Source organism: Kribbella italica (assembly GCF_014205135.1).
Taxonomy (GTDB): Bacteria; Actinomycetota; Actinomycetes; order Propionibacteriales; family Kribbellaceae; genus Kribbella; species Kribbella italica.
On record NZ_JACHMY010000001.1, the window covers coordinates 7,936,663 to 7,956,058 of the forward strand.

Annotated in this window: 17 protein-coding genes; 9 read left to right on the forward strand and 8 right to left on the reverse strand. The window is 70.0% G+C overall.

Going from position 1 to position 19,396, the window contains the following annotated elements; all coding sequences use genetic code 11:
• Positions 1-129: 129 nt before the first annotated feature.
• Positions 130-1,056: a helix-turn-helix domain-containing protein gene (locus tag HDA39_RS37235; protein WP_184803374.1), complete on the reverse strand. Its 927-nt coding sequence runs from the start codon at positions 1,054-1,056 to the stop codon at positions 130-132.
• Positions 1,057-1,127: 71 nt separating this feature from the next.
• Here HDA39_RS37235 and HDA39_RS37240 point away from each other — a divergent pair, with 71 nt between their 5' ends.
• Complete coding sequence (locus HDA39_RS37240) at positions 1,128-1,442, forward strand: cupin domain-containing protein (RefSeq protein ID WP_184803376.1); 315 nt, start codon at positions 1,128-1,130, stop codon at positions 1,440-1,442.
• Here the strand turns inward: HDA39_RS37240 and HDA39_RS37245 are convergent.
• The 3 genes from HDA39_RS37245 to HDA39_RS37255 all read right to left on the reverse strand — a co-directional run bounded on the left by HDA39_RS37245 (position 1,439) and on the right by HDA39_RS37255 (position 5,471).
• On the reverse strand, positions 1,439-2,425 hold the full coding sequence (locus HDA39_RS37245) for a pirin family protein (RefSeq protein ID WP_184803378.1): 987 nt from the start codon (positions 2,423-2,425) through the stop codon (positions 1,439-1,441). The two genes, HDA39_RS37240 and HDA39_RS37245, sit on opposite strands and share 4 nt — an antisense overlap.
• 141 nt (positions 2,426-2,566) lie before the next feature.
• Positions 2,567-4,756 (reverse strand): MMPL family transporter, encoded by a 2,190-nt coding sequence (locus HDA39_RS37250; RefSeq protein WP_184803380.1) that lies wholly within the window; start codon positions 4,754-4,756, stop codon positions 2,567-2,569.
• A 151-nt stretch (positions 4,757-4,907) separates the two neighbouring features.
• A complete protein-coding gene (locus tag HDA39_RS37255) occupies positions 4,908-5,471 on the reverse strand; it encodes a TetR/AcrR family transcriptional regulator (protein ID WP_184803382.1) in 564 nt (187 codons plus the stop codon).
• 404 nt (positions 5,472-5,875) lie between these two features.
• Here HDA39_RS37255 and HDA39_RS37260 point away from each other — a divergent pair, with 404 nt between their 5' ends.
• The 3 genes from HDA39_RS37260 to HDA39_RS37270 all read left to right on the forward strand — a co-directional run bounded on the left by HDA39_RS37260 (position 5,876) and on the right by HDA39_RS37270 (position 10,473).
• Positions 5,876-6,739, forward strand: a complete 864-nt coding sequence (locus HDA39_RS37260; RefSeq protein WP_184803384.1) for a bifunctional methylenetetrahydrofolate dehydrogenase/methenyltetrahydrofolate cyclohydrolase — start codon at positions 5,876-5,878, stop codon at positions 6,737-6,739.
• Positions 6,740-6,788: 49 nt separating this feature from the next.
• Positions 6,789-7,067 carry a DUF3017 domain-containing protein gene (locus HDA39_RS37265; RefSeq protein WP_184803386.1) on the forward strand — a complete coding sequence of 93 codons (279 nt, stop codon included), beginning with the start codon at positions 6,789-6,791 and terminating at the stop codon, positions 7,065-7,067.
• Between the two features lie 97 nt (positions 7,068-7,164).
• Positions 7,165-10,473 (forward strand): S8 family peptidase, encoded by a 3,309-nt coding sequence (locus HDA39_RS37270; protein ID WP_184803389.1) that lies wholly within the window; start codon positions 7,165-7,167, stop codon positions 10,471-10,473.
• A gap of 54 nt (positions 10,474-10,527) precedes the next feature.
• On the opposite strand, the gene HDA39_RS37275 is transcribed toward HDA39_RS37270, so the two are convergent.
• Positions 10,528-11,520, reverse strand: a complete 993-nt coding sequence (locus HDA39_RS37275) for a malate dehydrogenase (RefSeq protein ID WP_184803391.1) — start codon at positions 11,518-11,520, stop codon at positions 10,528-10,530.
• 226 nt (positions 11,521-11,746) lie between these two features.
• On the opposite strand from HDA39_RS37275, the gene HDA39_RS37280 reads away from it, so the two are divergent.
• Genes HDA39_RS37280 through HDA39_RS43970 form a run of 4 tightly spaced genes read left to right on the forward strand, consistent with a single transcriptional unit; the run spans position 11,747 to position 16,076 of the window.
• Entirely contained in the window at positions 11,747-12,895 is a 1,149-nt protein-coding gene (locus HDA39_RS37280) for a glycerophosphodiester phosphodiesterase (protein WP_184803393.1), read from the forward strand.
• Between the two features lie 40 nt (positions 12,896-12,935).
• On the forward strand, positions 12,936-13,739 hold the full coding sequence (locus HDA39_RS37285; RefSeq protein ID WP_184803395.1) for a spermidine synthase: 804 nt from the start codon (positions 12,936-12,938) through the stop codon (positions 13,737-13,739).
• Positions 13,740-13,799: 60 nt separating this feature from the next.
• Positions 13,800-14,660, forward strand: a complete 861-nt coding sequence (locus HDA39_RS37290) for an MOSC N-terminal beta barrel domain-containing protein (RefSeq protein WP_184803397.1) — start codon at positions 13,800-13,802, stop codon at positions 14,658-14,660.
• Positions 14,661-14,693: 33 nt separating this feature from the next.
• Complete coding sequence (locus HDA39_RS43970) at positions 14,694-16,076, forward strand: M1 family aminopeptidase (protein WP_202893236.1); 1,383 nt, start codon at positions 14,694-14,696, stop codon at positions 16,074-16,076.
• Here the strand turns inward: HDA39_RS43970 and HDA39_RS37300 are convergent.
• Positions 16,073-16,675, reverse strand: coding sequence for an SMI1/KNR4 family protein (locus HDA39_RS37300; protein ID WP_184803399.1), 603 nt, complete (start codon positions 16,673-16,675; stop codon positions 16,073-16,075). The two genes, HDA39_RS43970 and HDA39_RS37300, sit on opposite strands and share 4 nt — an antisense overlap.
• A 116-nt stretch (positions 16,676-16,791) precedes the next feature.
• Between HDA39_RS37300 and HDA39_RS37305 the strand changes: the two genes are divergently transcribed.
• Positions 16,792-18,015, forward strand: a complete 1,224-nt coding sequence (locus HDA39_RS37305) for an NADP-dependent isocitrate dehydrogenase (protein ID WP_184803401.1) — start codon at positions 16,792-16,794, stop codon at positions 18,013-18,015.
• A gap of 64 nt (positions 18,016-18,079) precedes the next feature.
• On the opposite strand, the gene HDA39_RS37310 is transcribed toward HDA39_RS37305, so the two are convergent.
• Complete coding sequence (locus HDA39_RS37310) at positions 18,080-18,340, reverse strand: hypothetical protein (protein WP_184803403.1); 261 nt, start codon at positions 18,338-18,340, stop codon at positions 18,080-18,082.
• Positions 18,341-18,420: 80 nt separating this feature from the next.
• Complete coding sequence (locus HDA39_RS37315) at positions 18,421-19,332, reverse strand: CAP domain-containing protein (protein WP_184803405.1); 912 nt, start codon at positions 19,330-19,332, stop codon at positions 18,421-18,423.
• Positions 19,333-19,396: the final 64 nt, after the last annotated feature.

The following is a 19,396-nucleotide window of genomic DNA, read 5'->3' on the forward strand; positions in this document are numbered from 1 at the left end:
GCCGACGTGCACCACTGATCAAGCAGCGGCGGCCGCCCAAGCCCACGCTCAGAGACACCGCCCGGGACAGCGTTGGAGGGGGTTGACCAGTGATGGGCGTCGGCCGGAGCGCGTACGACGGTCGGGGCCTCAGTTCTTGAAGGCCCGGCGGTAGGCGCTGGGGGTGGTCTTGAGGGCCGACTGGAAGCGGCGGCGGAGGTTGACCGCGGTGGAGAGGCCGACCTGGTGGGCGATGGTCTCGACGGGGAGGTCGGTGGTCTCGAGGAGTTGGCGGGTGCGGGCGATGCGTTGGGCGAGCAGCCACTGGCCCGGGGTGGTCCCGAGTTGTTCGGTGAAGCGGCGGGTGAGGGTCCGGGGCGACATCGCGGAGCGGGCGGCGAGGTCGTCGACGGTCAACGGCTCGGACAACCGGTCGGCCGCCCAGTCGAGCAGTGGACCGAGGGAATCGACGGCGGGGCTGGGCGTTTCGACCCGGTACTGGATCTGCCCGCCCTCGCGCTGCGGCGGCATCACCATCCGCCGCGCCACGCGGGCGGCGTACGCGGCGCCGTGATCGGTGCGGACCAGGTGCAGGCACAGATCGAGCCCGGTGCCGGAGCCCGCGCTGGTGGCGAGGTCGCCGTGGTCGATGTAGAGCACATCAGGATCAACCCGTACGGCGGGGAACCGGCGCTGCAACTCGTCGCCGTACGCCCAGTGCGTGGTCGCAGCCCGCCCGTCCAGCAGACCGGTCGCGGCCAGCGCGAACGCACCGGAGCAGATGCTGACCAGGCGAGCCCCACGCCGATGGGCCCGCTGCAGCGCGCGAAGGACAGCCGTCGATGGCGGTTCGTCGATCGGCAACCAGCCCGGCAGGATCACCGTGTCGGCGCGATCGACTGCCCGCAGCCCCGCCGGCACGACCAGGTCGAAACCGTTCGTGGTCGGCACGGCGCCCGGCGTCTCTGTGCACACGCTGAAGCGGTAGTCGTCGCCGCGGAACACACCCGCCGCACAGCCCAGCTCGAACGTGCTCTGCGGCGCCTTGACCAGCGCGACGACCCGATGAACCGCCATGGCAAAAAAGTACCCGATGAAGACTTTCCTGACACTGTCTGCCAGTCATCCATCGCGGCAGGCTGGCAGTCATGGACTTCGAGTGGACCACCCCAGCGGACGACCGACCGACCCGAGAGATCTTCCCCGGAATCCGGCTGCGCTCGCTGTGGAAAAGCCCCGCCGGCGCCTCGGCCCACGTCCTGGAAATGGATCCGGGCTCAACCTGGCAAGGCGTCGACGTGCACGAGCCGGGTCCCGAAGAGGTGTACGTCGTCGACGGTGTCTTCAACGACGGCCTGCGCGACTACCCGGCCGGGAGCTTCATCCACTGCCCGGCCGGCAGCCGCCACATCCCTCAAACCACCGAGGGCTGCACGATCTTCGTCTTCTACCCCGAAGGCTAGTTCGACTCGCGCAGGTCGGTCGGAGCACCGTGTACGGCGGGGATCGTGCCGAGCCTCCCCGCCTGGAAGTCCTCGAAGGCCTGGACGACCTCGTCGCGCGTGTTCATCACGAACGGCCCGGCCATCGCGACGGGCTCGCGAATCGGCCGGCCGCCGAGCACCAGGACGTCGAGGTTCGGCTCCGCCACCGGCTGCGACGGCGACGCCGCCGTCCGGATCGTGTCGCCAGGACCGAAGACAGCGAGCTGCCCCTTGCGGAACGGCCGCCGCTCAGCACCCACCGTGCCCTGACCGGCCAAGACGTACACGAGCGCGTTGTAGTCCGCCTGCCAAGGCAGCACCATCTCCGCCCCCGGGCTCACCGAGGCGTGCACCAGCGTGATCGGCGTGTGCGTCGACCCCGGCCCGTCGTACCCGCCGACCGAACCGGCGATGACCCGGATCAGCGCACCACCGTCCGGCGTCGACAGCAGCGCCGAGTCGCCACCGCGAATGTCCTGGTACCGCGGCGCCGCCCACTTCTGCGCCTTCGGCAGGTTCACCCACAGCTGGATCCCGTGGAACAGTCCGCCGCTCACGACGAGGTGCTCAGGCGGGGTCTCGATGTGCAGCAAGCCCGAACCGGCCGTCATCCACTGGGTGTCGCCGTTGGTGATCACACCACCGTTGCCCTGGGAGTCCTGGTGCTCCATGATCCCGTCGAGCATGTAGGTGACGGTCTCGAAGCCGCGGTGCGGGTGCCACGGCGTGCCCTTCGGCTCGCCCGGCGCGTACTCGACCTCGCCCATCTGGTCCATGTGGATGAACGGGTCGAGGTCCCGCAGGTCCACGCCCGCGAAGGCCCGGCGGACGGGGAAGCCCTCGCCCTCGTACCCGCTCGGGGCCGACGTCACCGAGCGGACCGCGCGCTCACGGGACACGGCCGGGTCGGGCTGGTGGACGCGGGGCAGCACGGTGATGTCGCTGACGGTCACGGCAGGCATGAAGGTCTCCTCGCTGAGCAGGTAGTTAAAGAATAAACTAACCACCGCAACCTCAGCAAGAGCGCGGACATTCCGGACACGGCGAAGGGCCGGGCAGCCGCCCGGCCCTTCGCTCGCGCACGCCGTACGCCCGGCCCTGCCTCAGGCGCCGACGAGATCCTTCTCGGCCGGCTTCCCGGCCTCGTCCACGCGCAGGGACTCGCCCTCGATGTCGACCTTCGGGGTGATCCGGTCGAGCCACTTCGGGAACCACCAGGCGCGGTCGCCGAGCAGCGACAGCACCGCCGGGACGATCGTCATCCGGACCACGAACGCGTCGATCAGGACGCCGACGGTCAGCCCGAAGCCGATCGTCTTGATGATCGGGTCGTGCACCAGGATGAAGCCCGCGAACACCGCCGCCATGATCAGCGCGGCCGCGGTCACCACCCGGGCGCCGTGCCCGACGCCGGCGACGGTCGCCTCGGTGGCGTGCTTGCCGTGCACGAACTCCTCGCGGACCCGGGACACGATGAACACCTCGTAGTCCATCGCCAGGCCGAACAGGATGCCCATCATGATGATCGGCAGGAAGCTGACCAGCGGGCCGGGCGAGTCCACCCCGAACAGCGCCGCGCCCCAGCCGAGCTGGAAGACGCCGACGGTGATGCCGAACGTCGCGCCGATCGTCAGCAGGAAGCCCAGCGTCGCCTTCAGCGGGACGAGGATCGACCGGAACGCCAGCAGGAGCAGCAGGAACGACAACCCGATCACGACCAGCAGGTACGTCGGGAGCGCGTCGGTCAGCTTCTGCGAGACGTCGACACCGATCGCCGTGTTGCCGGTGATCGAGATGTCGGCGCCGTTGGCCGACAGCGGCTTGAGCGTGTCCCGCAGGTCACCGACCAGGTCGGCGGTCTGCTCGCTCGCCGGCCCGCTGGCCGGGATCACGCTGATCAGCCGGGTCGCGCCGTCCTCGCTCGCCGGGCCGGGCTGCGCCGCGACGATGTCCTTCAGGCCCTTCGTCGCGCCGAGCACCTGACCGACCAGCGCCTCGGACTGCTGGGCGTTCGGCGTCTTGACGACGACCACGAGCGGGCCGTTCGAGCCCGGACCGAAGGCGGCCGCGGACAGGTCGTACGCGATCCGCTGGTTCGAGCTCTCCGACGCGGTCGCTCCGTCCGGCATCGCCAGCCGCATGTCCTGCACCGGCAGCGCCAGCGCGCCGAGCCCGAGGATGCCCAGGGCAACGATCGGGACGCGGAAGCGGGTCACCAGCCGGGCCCAGCGGAAGCCGAAGCCCTCCTTGGCGGCGACCGGCTCGGCCGCGTGGGCGCCGTGGTTCCGGAGCTTGCGCGGCAGCACCCGGTTGCCGACGAAGCCGAGCATGGCCGGAAGCAGCGTCAGGGCTACCAGTACGGCGGTCAGCACGGTCGCGGCCGCGGCCAGACCCATCGCGGTCAGGAACGGTACGCCGACCAGGCTCAGCCCGGCCAGCGCGATCACGACCGTCGCACCGGCGAACAGGACGGCGGAGCCGGCGGTCGCCGTCGCCCGCGCGACCGACTCCTCCGGATCCATGCCCTCGGCGAGTTGCGAGCGGTGCCGCGAGCTGATGAACAACGCGTAGTCGATGCCGACGGCCAGGCCGAGCATCAGCGCGAGGATCGGCGCGGTCGACGAGACCTCGGTGAACGCGGTGACCAGGAACAGCCCGGCCATGCCGGCCAGTACGCCGATGAGTGCCGTCAGCAACGTCATGCCCGCGGCCACGAGTGAGCCGAAGGTGATCACCAGGATGACGGCCGCGATCGCGACGCCGATGATCTCGGTGCTGCCGATCTCCGGCGGCCCACCGACCACGGCGCCGCCCGGGACGACCTGGAGGTCGCCGGAGCTGAGCGCGTTCAGTCCGTCGTACGCCTTGGTGCTCTCCTCGGAGAGCTGGTCGGCGGACTTGGTGAACGAGACCTGGATGAGTCCGGTCGAACCGTCCTGGCTGATCGCCTTGGCGGTGTACGGGTCGACGGCGCCGGCGACCTCGGGGACCTTGGCCACCTTGGCGACGGTGACACCGACCGCGGCCTTGACCTGCGGGTCCATCAGCGTCTTGCCGGCCGGGGCCTTGACGACCACGCTCGCCGACGCGCCGCTGGCGGCCGGCATGTCCTTGGCCAGCGCGTCGAGCGCTCGCTGCGACTCGGTGCCCGGGATCGAGAACGTGTTCGCGGTCTGGCCGCCCAGGGTCAGCGCGCCGACCCCGAGCAGGACCAGCACGAAGGTCCAGATCGCGGCGACGAGCCGCCGGCGTTGGTAGGAGAACCGGCCGAGCCGGTACAGGAGATTGGCCATCAGTCGCTACATCCGTTTCGGGTGGGCCGGGCGGGCAAGGGATTCAGGCGGGGCGGCCGGGGAGCTGGCAAGTGATCGAGTCGGGGGTGGTGAGGGGCAAGGGAATGAGGCGGGGGCGTTGGCAAGGAGTGGCGAGGTGCCGGCGAGGGGTTCACGCGGGCCGGCCCGGTGGTCTGAGCAGGCGGCGGAGTGCCGTGTTACAGAGCTCCAGCAGTTCGGCGTCGGAGCGTTCGCCCGGGTGCCGGCACTCGCCGAGCAGGCCGTTGATGGCGAACTTGGCGACGTCCAGCTCGAGCTGGTCGTGGCTCTGGCCGGCCATGATCTCGGTCAGCCGGATGCCCTCGCCGATCAGCTCGGCGAACTCGGGCATCTCGTCGATCGTCGGCAGGATGTCGGACAGTACGGCGATCAGCCCGCGCGCGCCGACCGCCAGCTCGCTGAACCGCACGATCGCGAGCTCCTGCGCCTCCTCGGCGGGCAGCCGCTCGGCCTCGGCGATGACTTCCTTGAGCGCCTGCTTGGACGGCTCGAGCGCGGCGGCCAGGACGGCGGCCTTGCCGTTGAAGTGGTAGAGCACGGTCGCCTTCGAACAGCCGGCCGCGGTCGCGATGTCCTGCAGCGAGGTCGCGCTGTACCCCTTGCTCGCGAACAGGGCGACCGCCTGCTGCTCGATCTCCCGCCGGGTGCGCTCGCGGGCGGGGGTGTTCTCTGCCATGTCAACCAGCATGGCTGACCGATCGGCCAGTTTTCAACCGATCGGTCAGGAGTTGTGGTGCGGGTCACGGTGCTCGGGATGGGGCTGGGGGTGGTTTGGGTTGTTGGTTGGGCGCGGGAGGAGGTGGGCTGGGGGCGAGGCAAGCTCGCGGATGTGCGCTGGGGTGGGGATTCGTGAGCCTCTCGGCAGGTTGGTCCGAGAGCAGCTGTGCGGGGGTCGGGGGTCGGTACTTGCTGTGGCAGATGTGGTTCGGCGGTGGTGCTCGTGGTCGGGAGCCGTGGGCGGCGGTGGTGGACGTGAATCGGAAGGGCGGATGTGGGCTTGCCGCTCCTCTCAAGTAGTTGCTGGCGTGTGGTGCTGGGTAGGTCACGGGGTCGGTGGGAGGCGTGGCAGACTCCTGTGCTGTGACGGCTCAGGTTTTGGATGGCAAGGCGACGGCGGCGGCGATCAAGGACGAGCTCAAGGTGCGGGTGACCAAGCTCGCGGAGCAGGGGATCGTGCCGGGGCTCGGGACGATTCTGGTCGGGGACGATCCGGGGAGCCGGGCGTACGTCGCGGGCAAGCACCGGGACTGTGCGGCGGTGGGGATCTCCTCGATCGAGGTCGAGCTGCCGGCCGACACCACGCAGGACGAGATCGCCGCGAAGGTCCGTGAGCTGAACGAGAACCCGGCCTGCACCGGCTTCATCGTCCAGCTGCCGCTGCCCAAGCACGTCGACACCAACGAGATCCTCGGCCTGATCGACCCGCTCAAGGACGCCGACGGCCTGCACCCGGTCAGCCTCGGCAAGCTGGTCCTCGGCCAGGAAGGCCCGCTGCCCTGTACGCCGAAAGGCTGCGTCGAGATCCTCCGCCGGTACGACGTACCGATCGCCGGCGCCCACGTGGTCGTGGTCGGCCGCGGCGTCACCGCCGGGCGGCCGATGGGCCTGCTGTTCACCCGCAAGTCCGAGAACGCGACCGTCACCCAGTGCCACACCGGCACCAAGGACCTCGCCTCCGTGGTCCGCACCGGCGACATCGTGATCGCCGCCGCCGGATCGGCCGGGCTGATCACCGCCGACATGGTGAAGCCGGGCGCGGTCCTGCTCGACGTCGGCACCAGCCGCAGCGCCGAGGGCAAGATCGTCGGCGACATCGCCCCGGCCGCCCGCGAGGCCGCTGCCTGGATCGCCCCCATGCCCGGCGGCATCGGCCCGATGACCCGCGCCATGCTCCTCACCAACGTCATCGAAGCCGCCGAAGCAGCCACCGGCTCCGCCGCATGACCACCCCCACGCCGGACGCAGCCGCCTCCCGCCCCGGAACGGTCGGCTGATGGCCGCCGCGACCGAGCAGCAGCGGCGGAGTGAGTGGCCGTTGGCGATCTGTGTGCTGGCAGGGCTGACCGGGCTGGTCATCCTCACGTTCTACAACTGGCGGAACGGCATCCTCACCTTCTCCGGCAGTGTCCTGCTCGCGGGGCTGCTCCGTCTCGTGCTCAACGACGACCAGGCCGGTCTGCTGCACGTTCGTGGTCGCATGTTCGACGCAGCGCTGCTGCTCGGTGCCGGTGCCGCGATCCTCGTGCTCGGCCTGATCGTCCCGAACGGCTGACCGAACGGGCACGCTCCAGAATCCGCGGCATCTTTTCTCTCCGCACACGCGTCGTACCCGTGTCGTCACCGTCCGGTGACGGAGGGGAGAGCGGGAGATGGAGCGCAGGAAGAGATGGTTGACGGCGGCAACCGGCGTACTGGCCGGAGCGCTGGCGATCGGTGTGGTGGAAGGGCCCGGAGCACACGCGCAGCAGCAGCCTGACGCAGGAGCGTTGCCGTCGGCCACGAGTCGGTCAACGCAAGTCGTCACACTGGTCACCGGCGACCGAGTCGTCGTGAACGGCAAGAACGTGACGGTCGACCCCGGTCCCGGCCGGGACAAGGTGGTCTTCAAGCTGCAGCGGTCGCGCGGCCGGCTGTCGGTGCTTCCGCTCGACGTCAGCTCGGCGGTGACGTCGGGCAAGCTCGACCGGCGGTTGTTCGACGTGTCCGGCCTGCTGGAGATGGGGTACGACGACCAGCGGTCGACGACGATCCCGCTGATCGTCTCCACCCAGGGTCGTTCAGCGGCAAAGCCATTGCCAGGAGCAACGAAAACCAAGGACCTCCCCGCGATCGGCGCGACCGCCGTCACGGTCGACAAGTCGACGACCGGGCAGTTCCTCCGCCAGGTCACCGGACAGACCCGCGACGCCGCCGCGATCGATCACGTCTGGCTGGACGCCAAGCGCAAGGTCCTGCTGGACAAGTCCGTCCCGCAGATCGGCGCGCCGAAGGCCTGGCAGGCCGGGTTCACCGGCAAGGGCGTCAAGGTCGCGATCCTGGACACCGGCATCGACCCGAAGCACCCCGACTTCAAGGGCCGGATCGGCGCCACGAAGAACTTCACCACCGACCCCTCGGGCGACCAGTTCGGCCACGGCACGCACGTCGCGTCGACGGTGGCCGGCTCGGGTGCGGCGTCGGGCGGCAAGTACAAAGGGGTCGCGCCGGACGCGACGCTGCTCGACGGCAAGGTCTGCGACAACGGCGGCAGTTGCTCGGACTCGGCGATGCTCGCCGGGCTGCAGTGGGCCGCGGTCGAGCAGAAGGCGAAGGTCGTCAACTTCAGCATCGGCGGCCCGGACACCCCGGAGGTCGACCCGATCGAGGCCGCGATCAACCAGCTCACCGCGCGTACCGGCACGCTGTTCGTCGTTGCGGCAGGCAACGAAGGGCCGGGTGACGGGACCGTCTCGTCACCCGGCAGCGCGGACGCGGCGCTGACCGTCGGCGCGGTCGACAAGTCCGACCAGCTGGCGGAGTTCTCCAGCCGCGGTCCGCGGGTCGGCGACGGCGCGATCAAGCCCGACGTCACCGGCCCGGGCGTGGACATCGTCGCCGCGCGGGCCAAGGACGCCGACATCGGCGACCCGGTCGGTACGCAGTACCTGATGCTGTCCGGTACGTCGATGGCGACGCCGCACGTCGCGGGAACCGCCGCGCTGCTCGCGCAGCAGCACCCGGCCTGGAAGGCGAACGAGCTCAAGCCCGTCGTGATGGGATCGGCCAAGGTCATCGCCGGCCAGACCGTCTACCAGCAGGGCGCCGGCCGCGTCGACGCAGGCCAGGCGATCACCCAGTTGCTGACGGCAACGCCGGGCAGCCTCTCGTTCGGCAAAGCGCTGTGGCCGCACGCCGACGACAAGCCGGTCGCCAAGCAGGTTGCCTTCCGCAACCTTGGCACGGCTGCCGTCACGCTGAAGCTGCAGCTCACCGCGACCGGCCCGGACGGCAAGCCGGCCCCGGCGACCGCGTTCAAGCTCGCGGCGCAGAGCGTCACCGTGCCCGCGGGCGGCACGGCGTCCGTCACGGTCACCTCCGACACCCGGCACCAAGGCGCGGACGGCCAGTACGCCGGCCGCCTGGTCGCCACCGGTGGGAGCACCAGCCTGGGCGTCCCGCTCGCCGTCGAGAAGGAGATCGAGAGCTACGACGTCACCGTCAAGCACCTCGGCCCGGACGGCAAGGGCACCGCCGTCAACTACACGACCCTGCTCGGCCTGGACGGTGAGCAGTTCGTCGCGGTCCGGACCGACGCCCAGGGCACCGCGAAGCTGCGGCTGCCGAAGGGCGAGTACTTCGTCGACGGCAACCTGCTCGACGCCAAGGAGCGCATCTACCAGCTGGTCTGGCCGAAGCTCGTGGTCGACCGGGCGACGACCGTCGCGGTCGACGCGCGCAAGGCCGGGCCGGTCCGGATGACGCTGCCGAGGTCCGACGCGCGGCTGGCGCGGGCCGAGATCGGCTACGAACGCCCGATCGGCGGATTCGTGCAGAGCAACTCCACCTACGCGCAAGGGCTCGACCAGATGTTCGTCGGGTCGATGGGCCCGGCGGTTCCCGCCGACCAGATGAGGTCGTTCGTCGCGTCCCGCTGGGGTGTGCCCGGCAAGAACGGCGACTTCCGCAACACGCCGTACACGTACGACCTGCTGCAAGGCCGGACCGGGAGCTACTTCACCGGCTACCAACGGACCGTGCGGGACCACGAGCTGGCCGAGCTGTCGACGCTCTACACCGCGGACCACGCCGGTCAGCAGGTCTTCGACGAGCGGTTCGGAGCCCTGCCGGGCCTGCAGATGAGCGCCTCCGGCTGGCCGATCCCGTACAGCGTGCCGAGCCGGGTCACCCACCTGCTCGAGGCCAAGGGCGTCACCTGGGCGGCTCAGGTCAACACGTTCGTCGAGGACGGCGAGTACTACACCTTCCCGCTGGCGTACTCGTCCACCGACGCGTCCTTCCGCCCCGGTGCTTCGTACGGCGAACGCTGGGGCGCCGCGGCCGCGACGATGGACGTCGCCGGCGGCGGGGTCTACCGCGAGGGCAACGTGATGGACCTGTTCCTGTTCCCGAACGGCGACGGGGACGGCCACGACGGGATGTCGGACGAGGTCGTGGCGAGCAGCACCAAGCTGTTCCGCGACGGCAAGCTGTACGACGAGTCGCCGATCCCGGGGCAGCTCTACCTGGAGGACGTGCCGGCCGGCAAGGCGTCGTACCGGCTGGAGATCGTGCAGAACCGGCCGATGCTGCAGCTGGCGAACCGGATGGAAGGCGTCTGGACGTTCAGCTCGCAGGACACCGGTGAGACCAAGGAGCTGCTGCCGCTGAAGGCCGTGCGCTTCACGCCGCGGGTCGACGAGCGGAACGCCGTCAAACGGCAGCCGGTCAGCGTGCTGGACCTGGCCGTCACGAGTGCGCCCGGCGCGAAGGTGACGCCGGCCAAGTCGGTCGTCGTCCAGGTGTCGGGTGACGGCGGGAAGACCTGGCAGCGGGCGAGTGTGCTGCCGGCGGGGAAGGGCAAGTACAAGGCGGTCTTCAAGACGCCCACCGGTCAGCTCGTCTCGCTGAAGTCGGTGGTCGTCGACCGCGACGGCAACACGGCGACGCAGACCGTGCTCAACGCGTACCGGTTGCGCTAGAACGAGCGAAGGCCCCCGGGGATCCCGGGGGCCTTCGCCTGCAAGCGTTCTGGGTCAGCCGATCAGGCCGAGCGCCTTGACCGCGTCGCGCTCCTCGCCGAGCTCGGTCGTGCTCGCGTCGATCCGGCCGCGGGAGAAGTCGTTGACCTCCAGGTCCTGGACGATCTCCCAGTTGCCGTCCTTGGTGGTCACCGGGAACGACGAGATCAGGCCCTCCGGTACGCCGTACGAGCCGTCCGACACGACCGCCATCGACAGCCAGTCGCCGTCGGCCGAACCGCGCAGCCAGTCCCGGGTGTGGTCGATCGTCGCGGCCGCGGCCGACGCCGCCGAGGAGGCGCCGCGGGCCTCGATGATCGCCGCGCCGCGCTTCTGCACGGTCGGGATGAAGTCGTTCTCCAGCCAGGTCTGGTCGTTGACGACCTCGGCCGCGTTCTTGCCGCCGACCTCGGCGTGGAAGATGTCCGGGTACTGGGTCGCGCTGTGGTTGCCCCAGATCGTCAGCTTCTTCAGGTCCGTCACGTGCGTACCGGTCTTGCGGGCCAGCTGCGCCAGCGCGCGGTTGTGGTCCAGACGGGTCAGCGCGGAGAAGCGCTCGGCCGGGATGTCCGGCGCGTTGCTCTTGGCGATCAGCGCGTTGGTGTTGGCCGGGTTGCCGGTGACGGTGATCCGGATGTCGTCGGCGGCGTGGTCGTTCAGCGCCTTGCCCTGGCCGGTGAAGATCGCACCGTTGGCCTCGAGCAGGTCGCCGCGCTCCATCCCCTTGGTCCGCGGCCGGGCGCCGACCAGCAGGGCGACGTTCGCGCCGTCGAAGATGACGTTCGGGTCGTCGCCGATCTCGACGCCGGCCAGCGTCGGGAACGCGCTGTCGTCGAGCTCCATCACGACCCCCTCCAGCGTCTTCAGCGCCGGGGTGATCTCCAGCAGCCGCAGCTCGACCGGGGTGTCCGGGCCCAGCAGTGCACCGCTCGCGATCCGGAACAGCAGGCTGTAACCGATCTGACCGGCGGCGCCGGTGACGGCCACCTTCACGGGGGTAGTGCTCACGACACGCTCCTTGGGAACTCGACTGGCTGTAGTTCGGACGCTAGCAACCCGCACGCCCGCTGGCGACGGTGGGGCCGGTGATTCCTGCCACCTCCGGTACGGCGTACGGCGGTAGCGTTCACCCGGTGGACGCCAGGTGGACCATGGAGGGCTGCCCGGAGGTCTCCAGGTAGCCCGAGGGTGGCCCGAGGGCGTCACAGTCCCCTGACGTGTAAGGAGAACTCGGATGAAGCTTTCCCGGCAGTTCGTCGCGATCGGCGCCTCGGCGCTGACCGTCGGCGCGGCGCTGGTCGTCCCGCAGGTGTCCGGCGGCTCGGCGCCGGTGGGACAGCAGGACGTCTCGGCCGCGACCCAGCACGACGCCTCGTCCGCGCAGCGGCGCGACCGGTTCGTGGTGGTCGGCCACCGCGGCGCGTCCGGCTACCGCCCGGAGCACACGCTGGCGTCGTACGAGCTGGCGGCGCGGATGGGCGCCGACTTCGTCGAGCCGGACCTGGTCACCACCAAGGACCACGTGCTGGTCACCCGGCACGAGCCGGAGATCGGTGGGACGACGGACGTCGCGGCGCACCCGGAGTTCGCCGGGCGGAAGAAGACCAAGATCCTGGACGGTGTCGCGCTGACCGGGTGGTTCACCGAGGACTTCACGCTGAAGGAGCTGAAGACGCTCCGCGCGACCGAGCGGATCCCGGCGATCCGGCAGCACAACACCGTGTTCAACGGGCGGTACCAGATCCCGACGCTGCAGGAGGTCATCGACCTGACCAAGCGGCTGTCGCGCGAGCTGGACCGGCCGATCGGGATCTACCCGGAGACCAAGCACCCGACGTACTTCCAGCTGCAGGGCCTCGCGCTCGAGCCCGAGCTGGTCAAGGTCCTGAACCGCAACGGGCTGAACCGCTCCGACGCGAAGGTCTACGTGCAGTCCTTCGAGGTCGCGAACCTGAAGGCCCTCGACAAGCAGCTGCGCGTTCCGCTCGTCCAGCTGACGAGCTCGGTCGGTGCGCCGTACGACTTCGTCGTCGCGGGGGACAAGCGCACGTACGCCGACGTCGTGTCGGCGCGGGGTCTGCGTGACGTCGCCAGGTACGCCGACGGCGTCGGTCCGTCGAAGGACCAGGTCATCCCCGTCGACGCCACCGGCAAGCTCGGCACGCCCACGCCGCTGGTCCGCGACGCGCACAAGGCCGGCCTGGTCGTCCACCCGTACACGTTCCGCGTGGAGAACTCGTTCCTCCCGCCGAACCTGCGCAGCTCCACGGTCGCCAGCGACTCCGGCAACCTGTTCGCCGAGATCGCGGCGTACCGCAAGGCCGGCATCGACGGCCTCTTCTCCGACAACGCGGACATCGCGGTCGCCGCGACGTCCGAGTAGTCCCGGCGTGCGCTCCGTTCCAGAGTGAAAGGATGCTGGGATGGAGCGCACAGTCGGGTCGGGCACAGCGACCGTCGAGCCGGCCGCTGACGGGACGTTCGTCGTGCGGGTAGACGGCTCGCTGCAGTCCCAGGTGGATCTGGCCGACCCCACGCACCTCAGCTTCGAGTACATGCGCCGGATCGGCGACGTGGTGGACGCCGTCGCCGCGCGGAAGCAGCCGATCTCCGTCCTGCACGTCGGCGGGGCCGGGCTGTCGCTGGCCCGGTACGTCGCCGTGACGCGCCCGCGCTCGCGGCAGATCGTGCTCGAACCGGACGAGGACCTGACCGAGTTCGTCCGTGAGGCGCTGCCGCTGCCGAAGCGGTCCGGGATCAAGGTCCGCCCGGAGACCGGCCGGGCGGGGATCAGCGGTGTGTACGAGGACTCCGTCGACCTGCTGATCGTCGACGCGTTCGTCCGCGAAGCCGTCCCGGAGAACCTGGTCACCCGCGAGTTCGCCGCCGAGTGCGCGCGAGTCCTGCGGCCGGGCGGCGTACTGGTCCAGAACCTGATCGACGGATCGGCCGGCCTGGCCTTCGTCCGGCGAGTGGCAGCGACGGCCCGCGAAACCTTCGGCGACGGCGTCGTACTGGCCGAGCGGAAGGTCCTGCGCGGCAAGTCCTTCGGCAACGTCGTGCTGGTCGCATCGCGGCAGCCCGTGCCGGACCTGACCGCGGCCGGGCGGCGCGCGCAACCGCCGTACGAGGTGATGCCGCTGCCCGAGCTGGCCGGCAAGGCCGACCCGCTGACCGACGGCGAAACCTTCGTCTCGCCCGCGGCGCCCTCGGGCACCTTCGGCTAACTGAACAATTCGGCGTCAGCTTTGCCGTCCGGCGGCCCCGGCGGAGATTACTGTGGGCCGGTGGCCGACGTCCGAGTTTCCGCGCTGACCTACTACCCCGTGAAGGGCCTGGCCGGCGTCTCCGCCGACCGCGCCGAGATCGGCGTCACCGGGCTGAAGCACGATCGCAGCTTCATGCTGGTCGGCCCCGACGGCGCCTTCTACAGCCAGCGCAGCCTGCCCGCGATGGCGCCGCTGCGGGTCGAGGTGCTCGACGGCGACGGGCTGCGGCTGTCGGACGGCTCTTCGGATGCGCTGGAGATCGAGGTCGCGTACGACGGGAAGCGGCGCGACGTGAGCCTGTTCGCCAAGTGGTTCGGCGCCGGCGTGGTGCAGGACCCGGCGGCCGACGCGTGGTTCACCGAGCGGCTCGGGCGACCGGCGTCGCTGGTCCGCGTGACGCCGGAGCACGAGCGGCCGGGATGGGGCGTTCATGCCGGGCAGACCGGATTCGGCGACGCGCATGCGCTGCTGATCACGTCGCTGGCGTCGCTCGACGAGCTGAACGCGCGGATCGTCGAGTCCGGCGGCGAGGCGATCCCGATGAACCGCTTCCGGCCGAACCTCGTGGTCTCCGGCTGGACCACGCCGCACACCGAGGACCGGGTGCTGCGGGCTGTTGCTGGTTCGCTGGAGCTCGGGTACGCGGCGCGGGCGATCCGCTGCGCGGTGCCGACGGTGGACCAGTCGACCGGGCAGAAGAGCGGCCCGGAGCCGACGCGGACGCTGGCCAAGTACCGGCGCGAGCCGTCGTACGGGGGCGGGGTGAGCTTCGGGATGAAGGCCGCGGTGCTGACGCCCGGGGTGGTCGCGGTCGGGGACTCTTTCACTGTGGGTGAATGGCTGCCCGAGGGTCCTGATCCTGCGCCGTCGACTCGGTAGTCTCGTCGCACCTGCTGACCCTGGGGAGTCATCGTGCGACGAGTTGTGGTGCTGGGTGTGGTGCTCGCCGGTCTGGCCACGGGGCTGACGGCTCCGGGCGCGGTGGCTTCGGGTGCTGCGCCCTCTGCGGGTGCGTCGGTCGCTTCGGTTGCTGAAGGCAACGAGCAGGTGCTGGCCGCCGCGCGGACGCCCGGGCAGGCGGCGTACGACGTCCGGCTGGCCGCTGACGCGACCGGTGTGACCTGGACCGGGCGGGAGAAGATCTCCTTCACCAACACCGGCGACACGCCGTTGCGTGAGGTGTATCTGCGGCTCTGGGGCAACGCGTGGGACGGCTGCAAGTCGTCGCCGGTCAGGGTCAGCCGTTTCGACGGTGGGACCGCGGCGGCGCTGACGGTGAACTGCACCGCCGTGAAGGTCAGCCTGAAGAAGCCGCTGCGGCCGGGGCAACGCTCGAGCGTCGCCTTCGACGTCACGATGACGGCGCCGGCGCGGGCCGAGCAGTTCGGGCGCTCGGGGGCGTACAGCTTCTTCGGCAACGCCCTTCCGGTGCTGGCGGTTCGCGACCAGGCCGGCTGGCACCTCGAGCCTGACGTCGGCATCGGCGAGAGCTACTACACGCTCGCCGCCGACTTCACCGTCCGGCTCGACCACCCGGGCGGGCTGCTGGTTCCGGCGACCGGCACGGTCACGACCTCCCGTCGTACGACGACCATCTCGAAAGCCAAGCAGGTCAGGGATTTCGCCTGGGCCGTCGGACCGCTCCAGCAGGCCGTCACGAAGTCGCCGGGCGGTGTCACCATCCGCACGTCGTGGACTCAGGTGGTGCCGCCCGCCGCGATCAAGGACGCGCAGACCCGCGCGGCCGCCGCCCTCGACGACTTCGGCCGCCGCTTCGGCAAGTACCCGTATGGCGAGGTCGACCTGGTGCTGAACGACAACTGGGAATCGTTCTACGGCATGGAGTACCCCGGCTTCGTCCTGCTGATCGCCCCGCCGAACGAGGAAGGCCCGGTCGTCCACGAACTCGCCCACCAGTGGTTCTACGGCATCGTCGGCAACAACGAGTACGCCGACCCGTGGCTGGACGAGTCGTTCGCCGTCTACGCGTCGTACATCCACACCGGCGACAACCAGCCCGACTGCTGGCCCGGCCCGCTCGACCACCTGATCACGAACGACATGGGCTACTGGTCGAAGACACCGGGCTGGTCGGCGTACGTCTACTCGTACGGCGCCTGCATGCTCCACGACCTCGAACGAACCCTTGGCGGTGCGGCGATGGCCAAGATGCTCAAGTCCTACACGGCGGCCCACTGGTACGGCGTAGCCACTCCCCAAGCCTTCAAATCCGCCGCCCAAGCCGCAACGTCGAAAGACCTCACCCAATTCTGGAAAGACCACTCGATCGGCTAGTCCCAGCTGAGACGGCCGTCCTCGAGCTGCGGCCGGTACTCGGTCGAGTCGCCTGAACCGTAGGCCCACTGGACGGGCTGACCGAGCACGAACGCGTCGGCGACCTGGGACAGCATGGCCGCCGTACTCGGCCAGACAGGCCCGGTGCTGCCCTCGGTCGCGTCGAGTTCATCGACGCAGCCGTGCAGCTCGCCGTCCCTCAGGTCCACGAAGAGGTCGACGTCGGTCCCCGATGCGGCCAGCGGCAGGAACGTGTCCAGCCAGACGAACGAGTACGACCCTGCCGGACTGTCTGCGTCCTCGTGCGGCAGGTCCGCGTACACGCTGTGCATCATCCGATGGCGAGTGAGCATGCCCTCGCAGATCAGCGGGGTGTAGAACGGCGGCAGCAGGTTGCCGAAGGTCGCCGGCCCGCGGATGCCGTTGGTCAGGTCGAGCCATGCGAGCAGGTCGGCCGGGAGCGGGCGGCCGACCTCCTTGCTGATCGCATCGATGGCGGCTGGGGACGCGGGTGGCTCGAGGGCTTGATGCGCGGCGGGCAGGTTCTGCTCCAGCCAGCTGGTGATCAGGCCCCAGGACTCTTCCACCGAACGTGTCATGCGCGCATTCTCTCCGGCGCGAGGGGTTACTCCAGGGCCCGGCGTGACATGCGGCCCGCAGCGGGTTATCTTGATGTCAAGAGAGATGTCTTGATGTCAAGATAGTGGAGGATCGCGTGCGGCGGATCAAGGTGGAGCGGCCGGTGGTGGAGCTCGACGGGGACGAGATGACGCGGATCATCTGGCGGTTCGTGAAGGAGCGGTTGATTCGGCCGTCGCTGGATCTCGAGCTGGAGTACTACGACCTCGGGATCGAGCACCGGGACGCGACCGGCGACCAGGTGACGGTGGAGGCGGCGGAGGCGATCAAGCGGTACGGCGCGGGGGTGAAGTGCGCGACGATCACGGCGGACGCGGCGCGGGTGGAGGAGTTCGGGCTGCGGGAGATGTGGGCCTCGCCGAACGCGACGATTCGCAACATCCTCGGCGGCGTCGTGTTCCGGGAGCCGATCATCATCCGGAACGTGCCGCGGCTGGTGCCCGGCTGGACCAAGCCGATCGTGATCGGGCGGCACGCGCACGGCGACCAGTACAAGGCGACCAACTTCACGGTCCCCGGCGCCGGCGAGCTGACCATCACGTTCACGCCGGAGGACGGGTCGGAGCCGATCCAGCACGTCGTCGCGACGTACGGGCCGGACGGCGGGGTCGCGCTGGGGATGTACAACTTCACCAAGTCGATCGAGGACTTCGCCCGCGCGTCGTTCGCGTACGGGCTGCGGCGGGACTACCCGGTCTACCTGTCGACCAAGAACACGGTGCTCAAGGCGTACGACGGGCTGTTCAAGGACGTCTTCCAGGCAATCTACGAGGCCGAGTTCGAGGCTGAGTTCGTACGGCGTGGGCTGTCGTACGAGCACCGCCTGATCGACGACATGGTCGCGTCGGCGCTGAAGTGGGACGGCGGGTACGTCTGGGCCTGCAAGAACTACGACGGGGACGTGCAGTCGGACACGGTCGCGCAGGGGTTCGGGTCACTCGGGCTGATGACGTCGGTGCTGATGACGCCCGACGGGCAGACCGTCGAGGCCGAGGCGGCGCACGGCACGGTCACCCGCCACTACCGCCGGCACCAGCGCGGCGAACCGACGTCGACGAACCCGATCGCGTCGATCTTCGCCTGGACCGGCGGCCTCAAGCACCGCGGCAAGCTCGACGGTACGCCGGAGGTGATCGGCTTCGCCGAGACCCTCGAGCAGGTCTGCGTCCGAACCGTCGAACAGGGCCAGATGACCAAGGACCTCGCCCGCCTGATCGCCCCCGACCAGGAATGGCTCACCACCGAACAGTTCCTGGAAGCCCTCGACGAGAACCTCCAGAAACAACTCAGCCAGCAGTAGGGCGACCGGGTCAGGGAGTGAGGGCGGGGGGAAGCACGTCGCCCCGAGCCTTCGCTTCGCTCGGCTAGAGGAGGGTGATCAAGGTGTACAGCGCGGGGGCGCTGAACATGACGAGCAGGAGCCAGGCCACCATGCGGTGGCCTGGTTTGGCTCGGTCCAGGGAGGAGGCGAACGCCAGGACGGCGCCTTCCTCGGTGTGGCGGCTGAGGCCCATGCGTTTGGCTTCGCCGGGGCGGTTGTCGGGGCGTTCGTCGGCCAGCGCGTCGGGTGGGATCCCGAACAGCGCAGGCCGGGCCGGATCGAGATCGTCGCGCTCCCCGGACATCCGGCCTCCCACGGATCGGTGGAGGCTCAAGCTATCCCCGCACGGGGGAGCGGCTCAAGCACCTTTCCCCATGATCTCACCTAGTCGAAGTCGACGACCCAGGCGACACGGGTCCTCTCGGTACACCCAACGTCGAGAAGATCGCACAGGGCGCCGCCCTCCTCGCGGGTCGAGTCCCCGCGGCCGACCCCGAGCTCGTCCAGGCCGCAGTTGAAGATCGTGCCGCCACGCTCGGACTTCAGCTTGTCGAACGCCGACTTGGCGCTCATGCCATCGCCACCGGTCGCGGCGTAGCTGTTACCGCCGTCCGAGACCTGGCCGTTCCTCGCCCGGGTGTCGGCGTCGCTGCCGGCGCCGTTCGACAGGCTGCTGTTGCGCTGCAGTGGTGCGCAGCCGCGGTCCTGGCGGGCGTTGTCGACCAGGCTGAAGAGCTCGACCTCGGCGCCGCTCATGTTGCCGTCGTCGTTGTTCGGCGGCGGGGTCGACGGGGTCGGGTCGTCCGTCGGCGTCCGGGTCGGGGTCTTGGTCGGGCGCGGGTTCTGGGTCTCGCTGCTCGGAGGCGGCGCCGTCGTCGTCCCCGAGGTCGGCGGGTCGGTCGGCTCGCCGGTCGGTCCGTCGGTCGGGGTGGTCGTCGGGTCCGCCGTGCCCGGCGTACCAGGCGTCTGACCTGGCGTGAGCGGCGGCGTCACACCAGGCGTCGACGGGGTCTTCCCCGGCGTCGGCGGAGTCGACGGTACGGCGGTCGGCGGCGCGTCCGTCGTGTCGACCACCGGATCGGTCGACGCGGTGATGTACGTGTCGTCGTCGCGAGTGACGTACGGGACGGACGCGTCGGCCTGGTCGCTCTGCGGCTGGTGCAGCAGGATCCAGGAGATCGGGGTGATCACCAGGATGACGGATGCGATGGCGATCAGCGGACGGCGGACCCGCGACGGTTGCGGAGCGGCCCTTCGGCTGCGCCGGCGCCGAGCGGTGGCTCCGGGCTCTGACATGACCTGCGTGTTCCTTTCACGGTCGCCCCCAAGACGTGCCTCATGCGTCTCGCGGTGAGGTTGC

Coding starts and splice junctions, on each gene's coding strand:
- HDA39_RS37255 (WP_184803382.1), bottom strand. CDS start 5,471: ATGGCAGAGAACACCCCCGCCCGCGAGCGCACCCGGCGGGAGATCGAG.
- HDA39_RS37280 (WP_184803393.1), top strand. CDS start 11,747: ATGAAGCTTTCCCGGCAGTTCGTCGCGATCGGCGCCTCGGCGCTGACC.
- HDA39_RS37285 (WP_184803395.1), top strand. CDS start 12,936: ATGGAGCGCACAGTCGGGTCGGGCACAGCGACCGTCGAGCCGGCCGCT.
- HDA39_RS37300 (WP_184803399.1), bottom strand. CDS start 16,675: ATGACACGTTCGGTGGAAGAGTCCTGGGGCCTGATCACCAGCTGGCTG.
- HDA39_RS37265 (WP_184803386.1), top strand. CDS start 6,789: ATGGCCGCCGCGACCGAGCAGCAGCGGCGGAGTGAGTGGCCGTTGGCG.
- HDA39_RS37250 (WP_184803380.1), bottom strand. CDS start 4,756: ATGGCCAATCTCCTGTACCGGCTCGGCCGGTTCTCCTACCAACGCCGG.
- HDA39_RS37315 (WP_184803405.1), bottom strand. CDS start 19,332: ATGTCAGAGCCCGGAGCCACCGCTCGGCGCCGGCGCAGCCGAAGGGCC.
- HDA39_RS37240 (WP_184803376.1), top strand. CDS start 1,128: ATGGACTTCGAGTGGACCACCCCAGCGGACGACCGACCGACCCGAGAG.
- HDA39_RS37235 (WP_184803374.1), bottom strand. CDS start 1,056: ATGGCGGTTCATCGGGTCGTCGCGCTGGTCAAGGCGCCGCAGAGCACG.
- HDA39_RS37245 (WP_184803378.1), bottom strand. CDS start 2,425: ATGCCTGCCGTGACCGTCAGCGACATCACCGTGCTGCCCCGCGTCCAC.
- HDA39_RS37310 (WP_184803403.1), bottom strand. CDS start 18,340: ATGTCCGGGGAGCGCGACGATCTCGATCCGGCCCGGCCTGCGCTGTTC.
- HDA39_RS37270 (WP_184803389.1), top strand. CDS start 7,165: ATGGAGCGCAGGAAGAGATGGTTGACGGCGGCAACCGGCGTACTGGCC.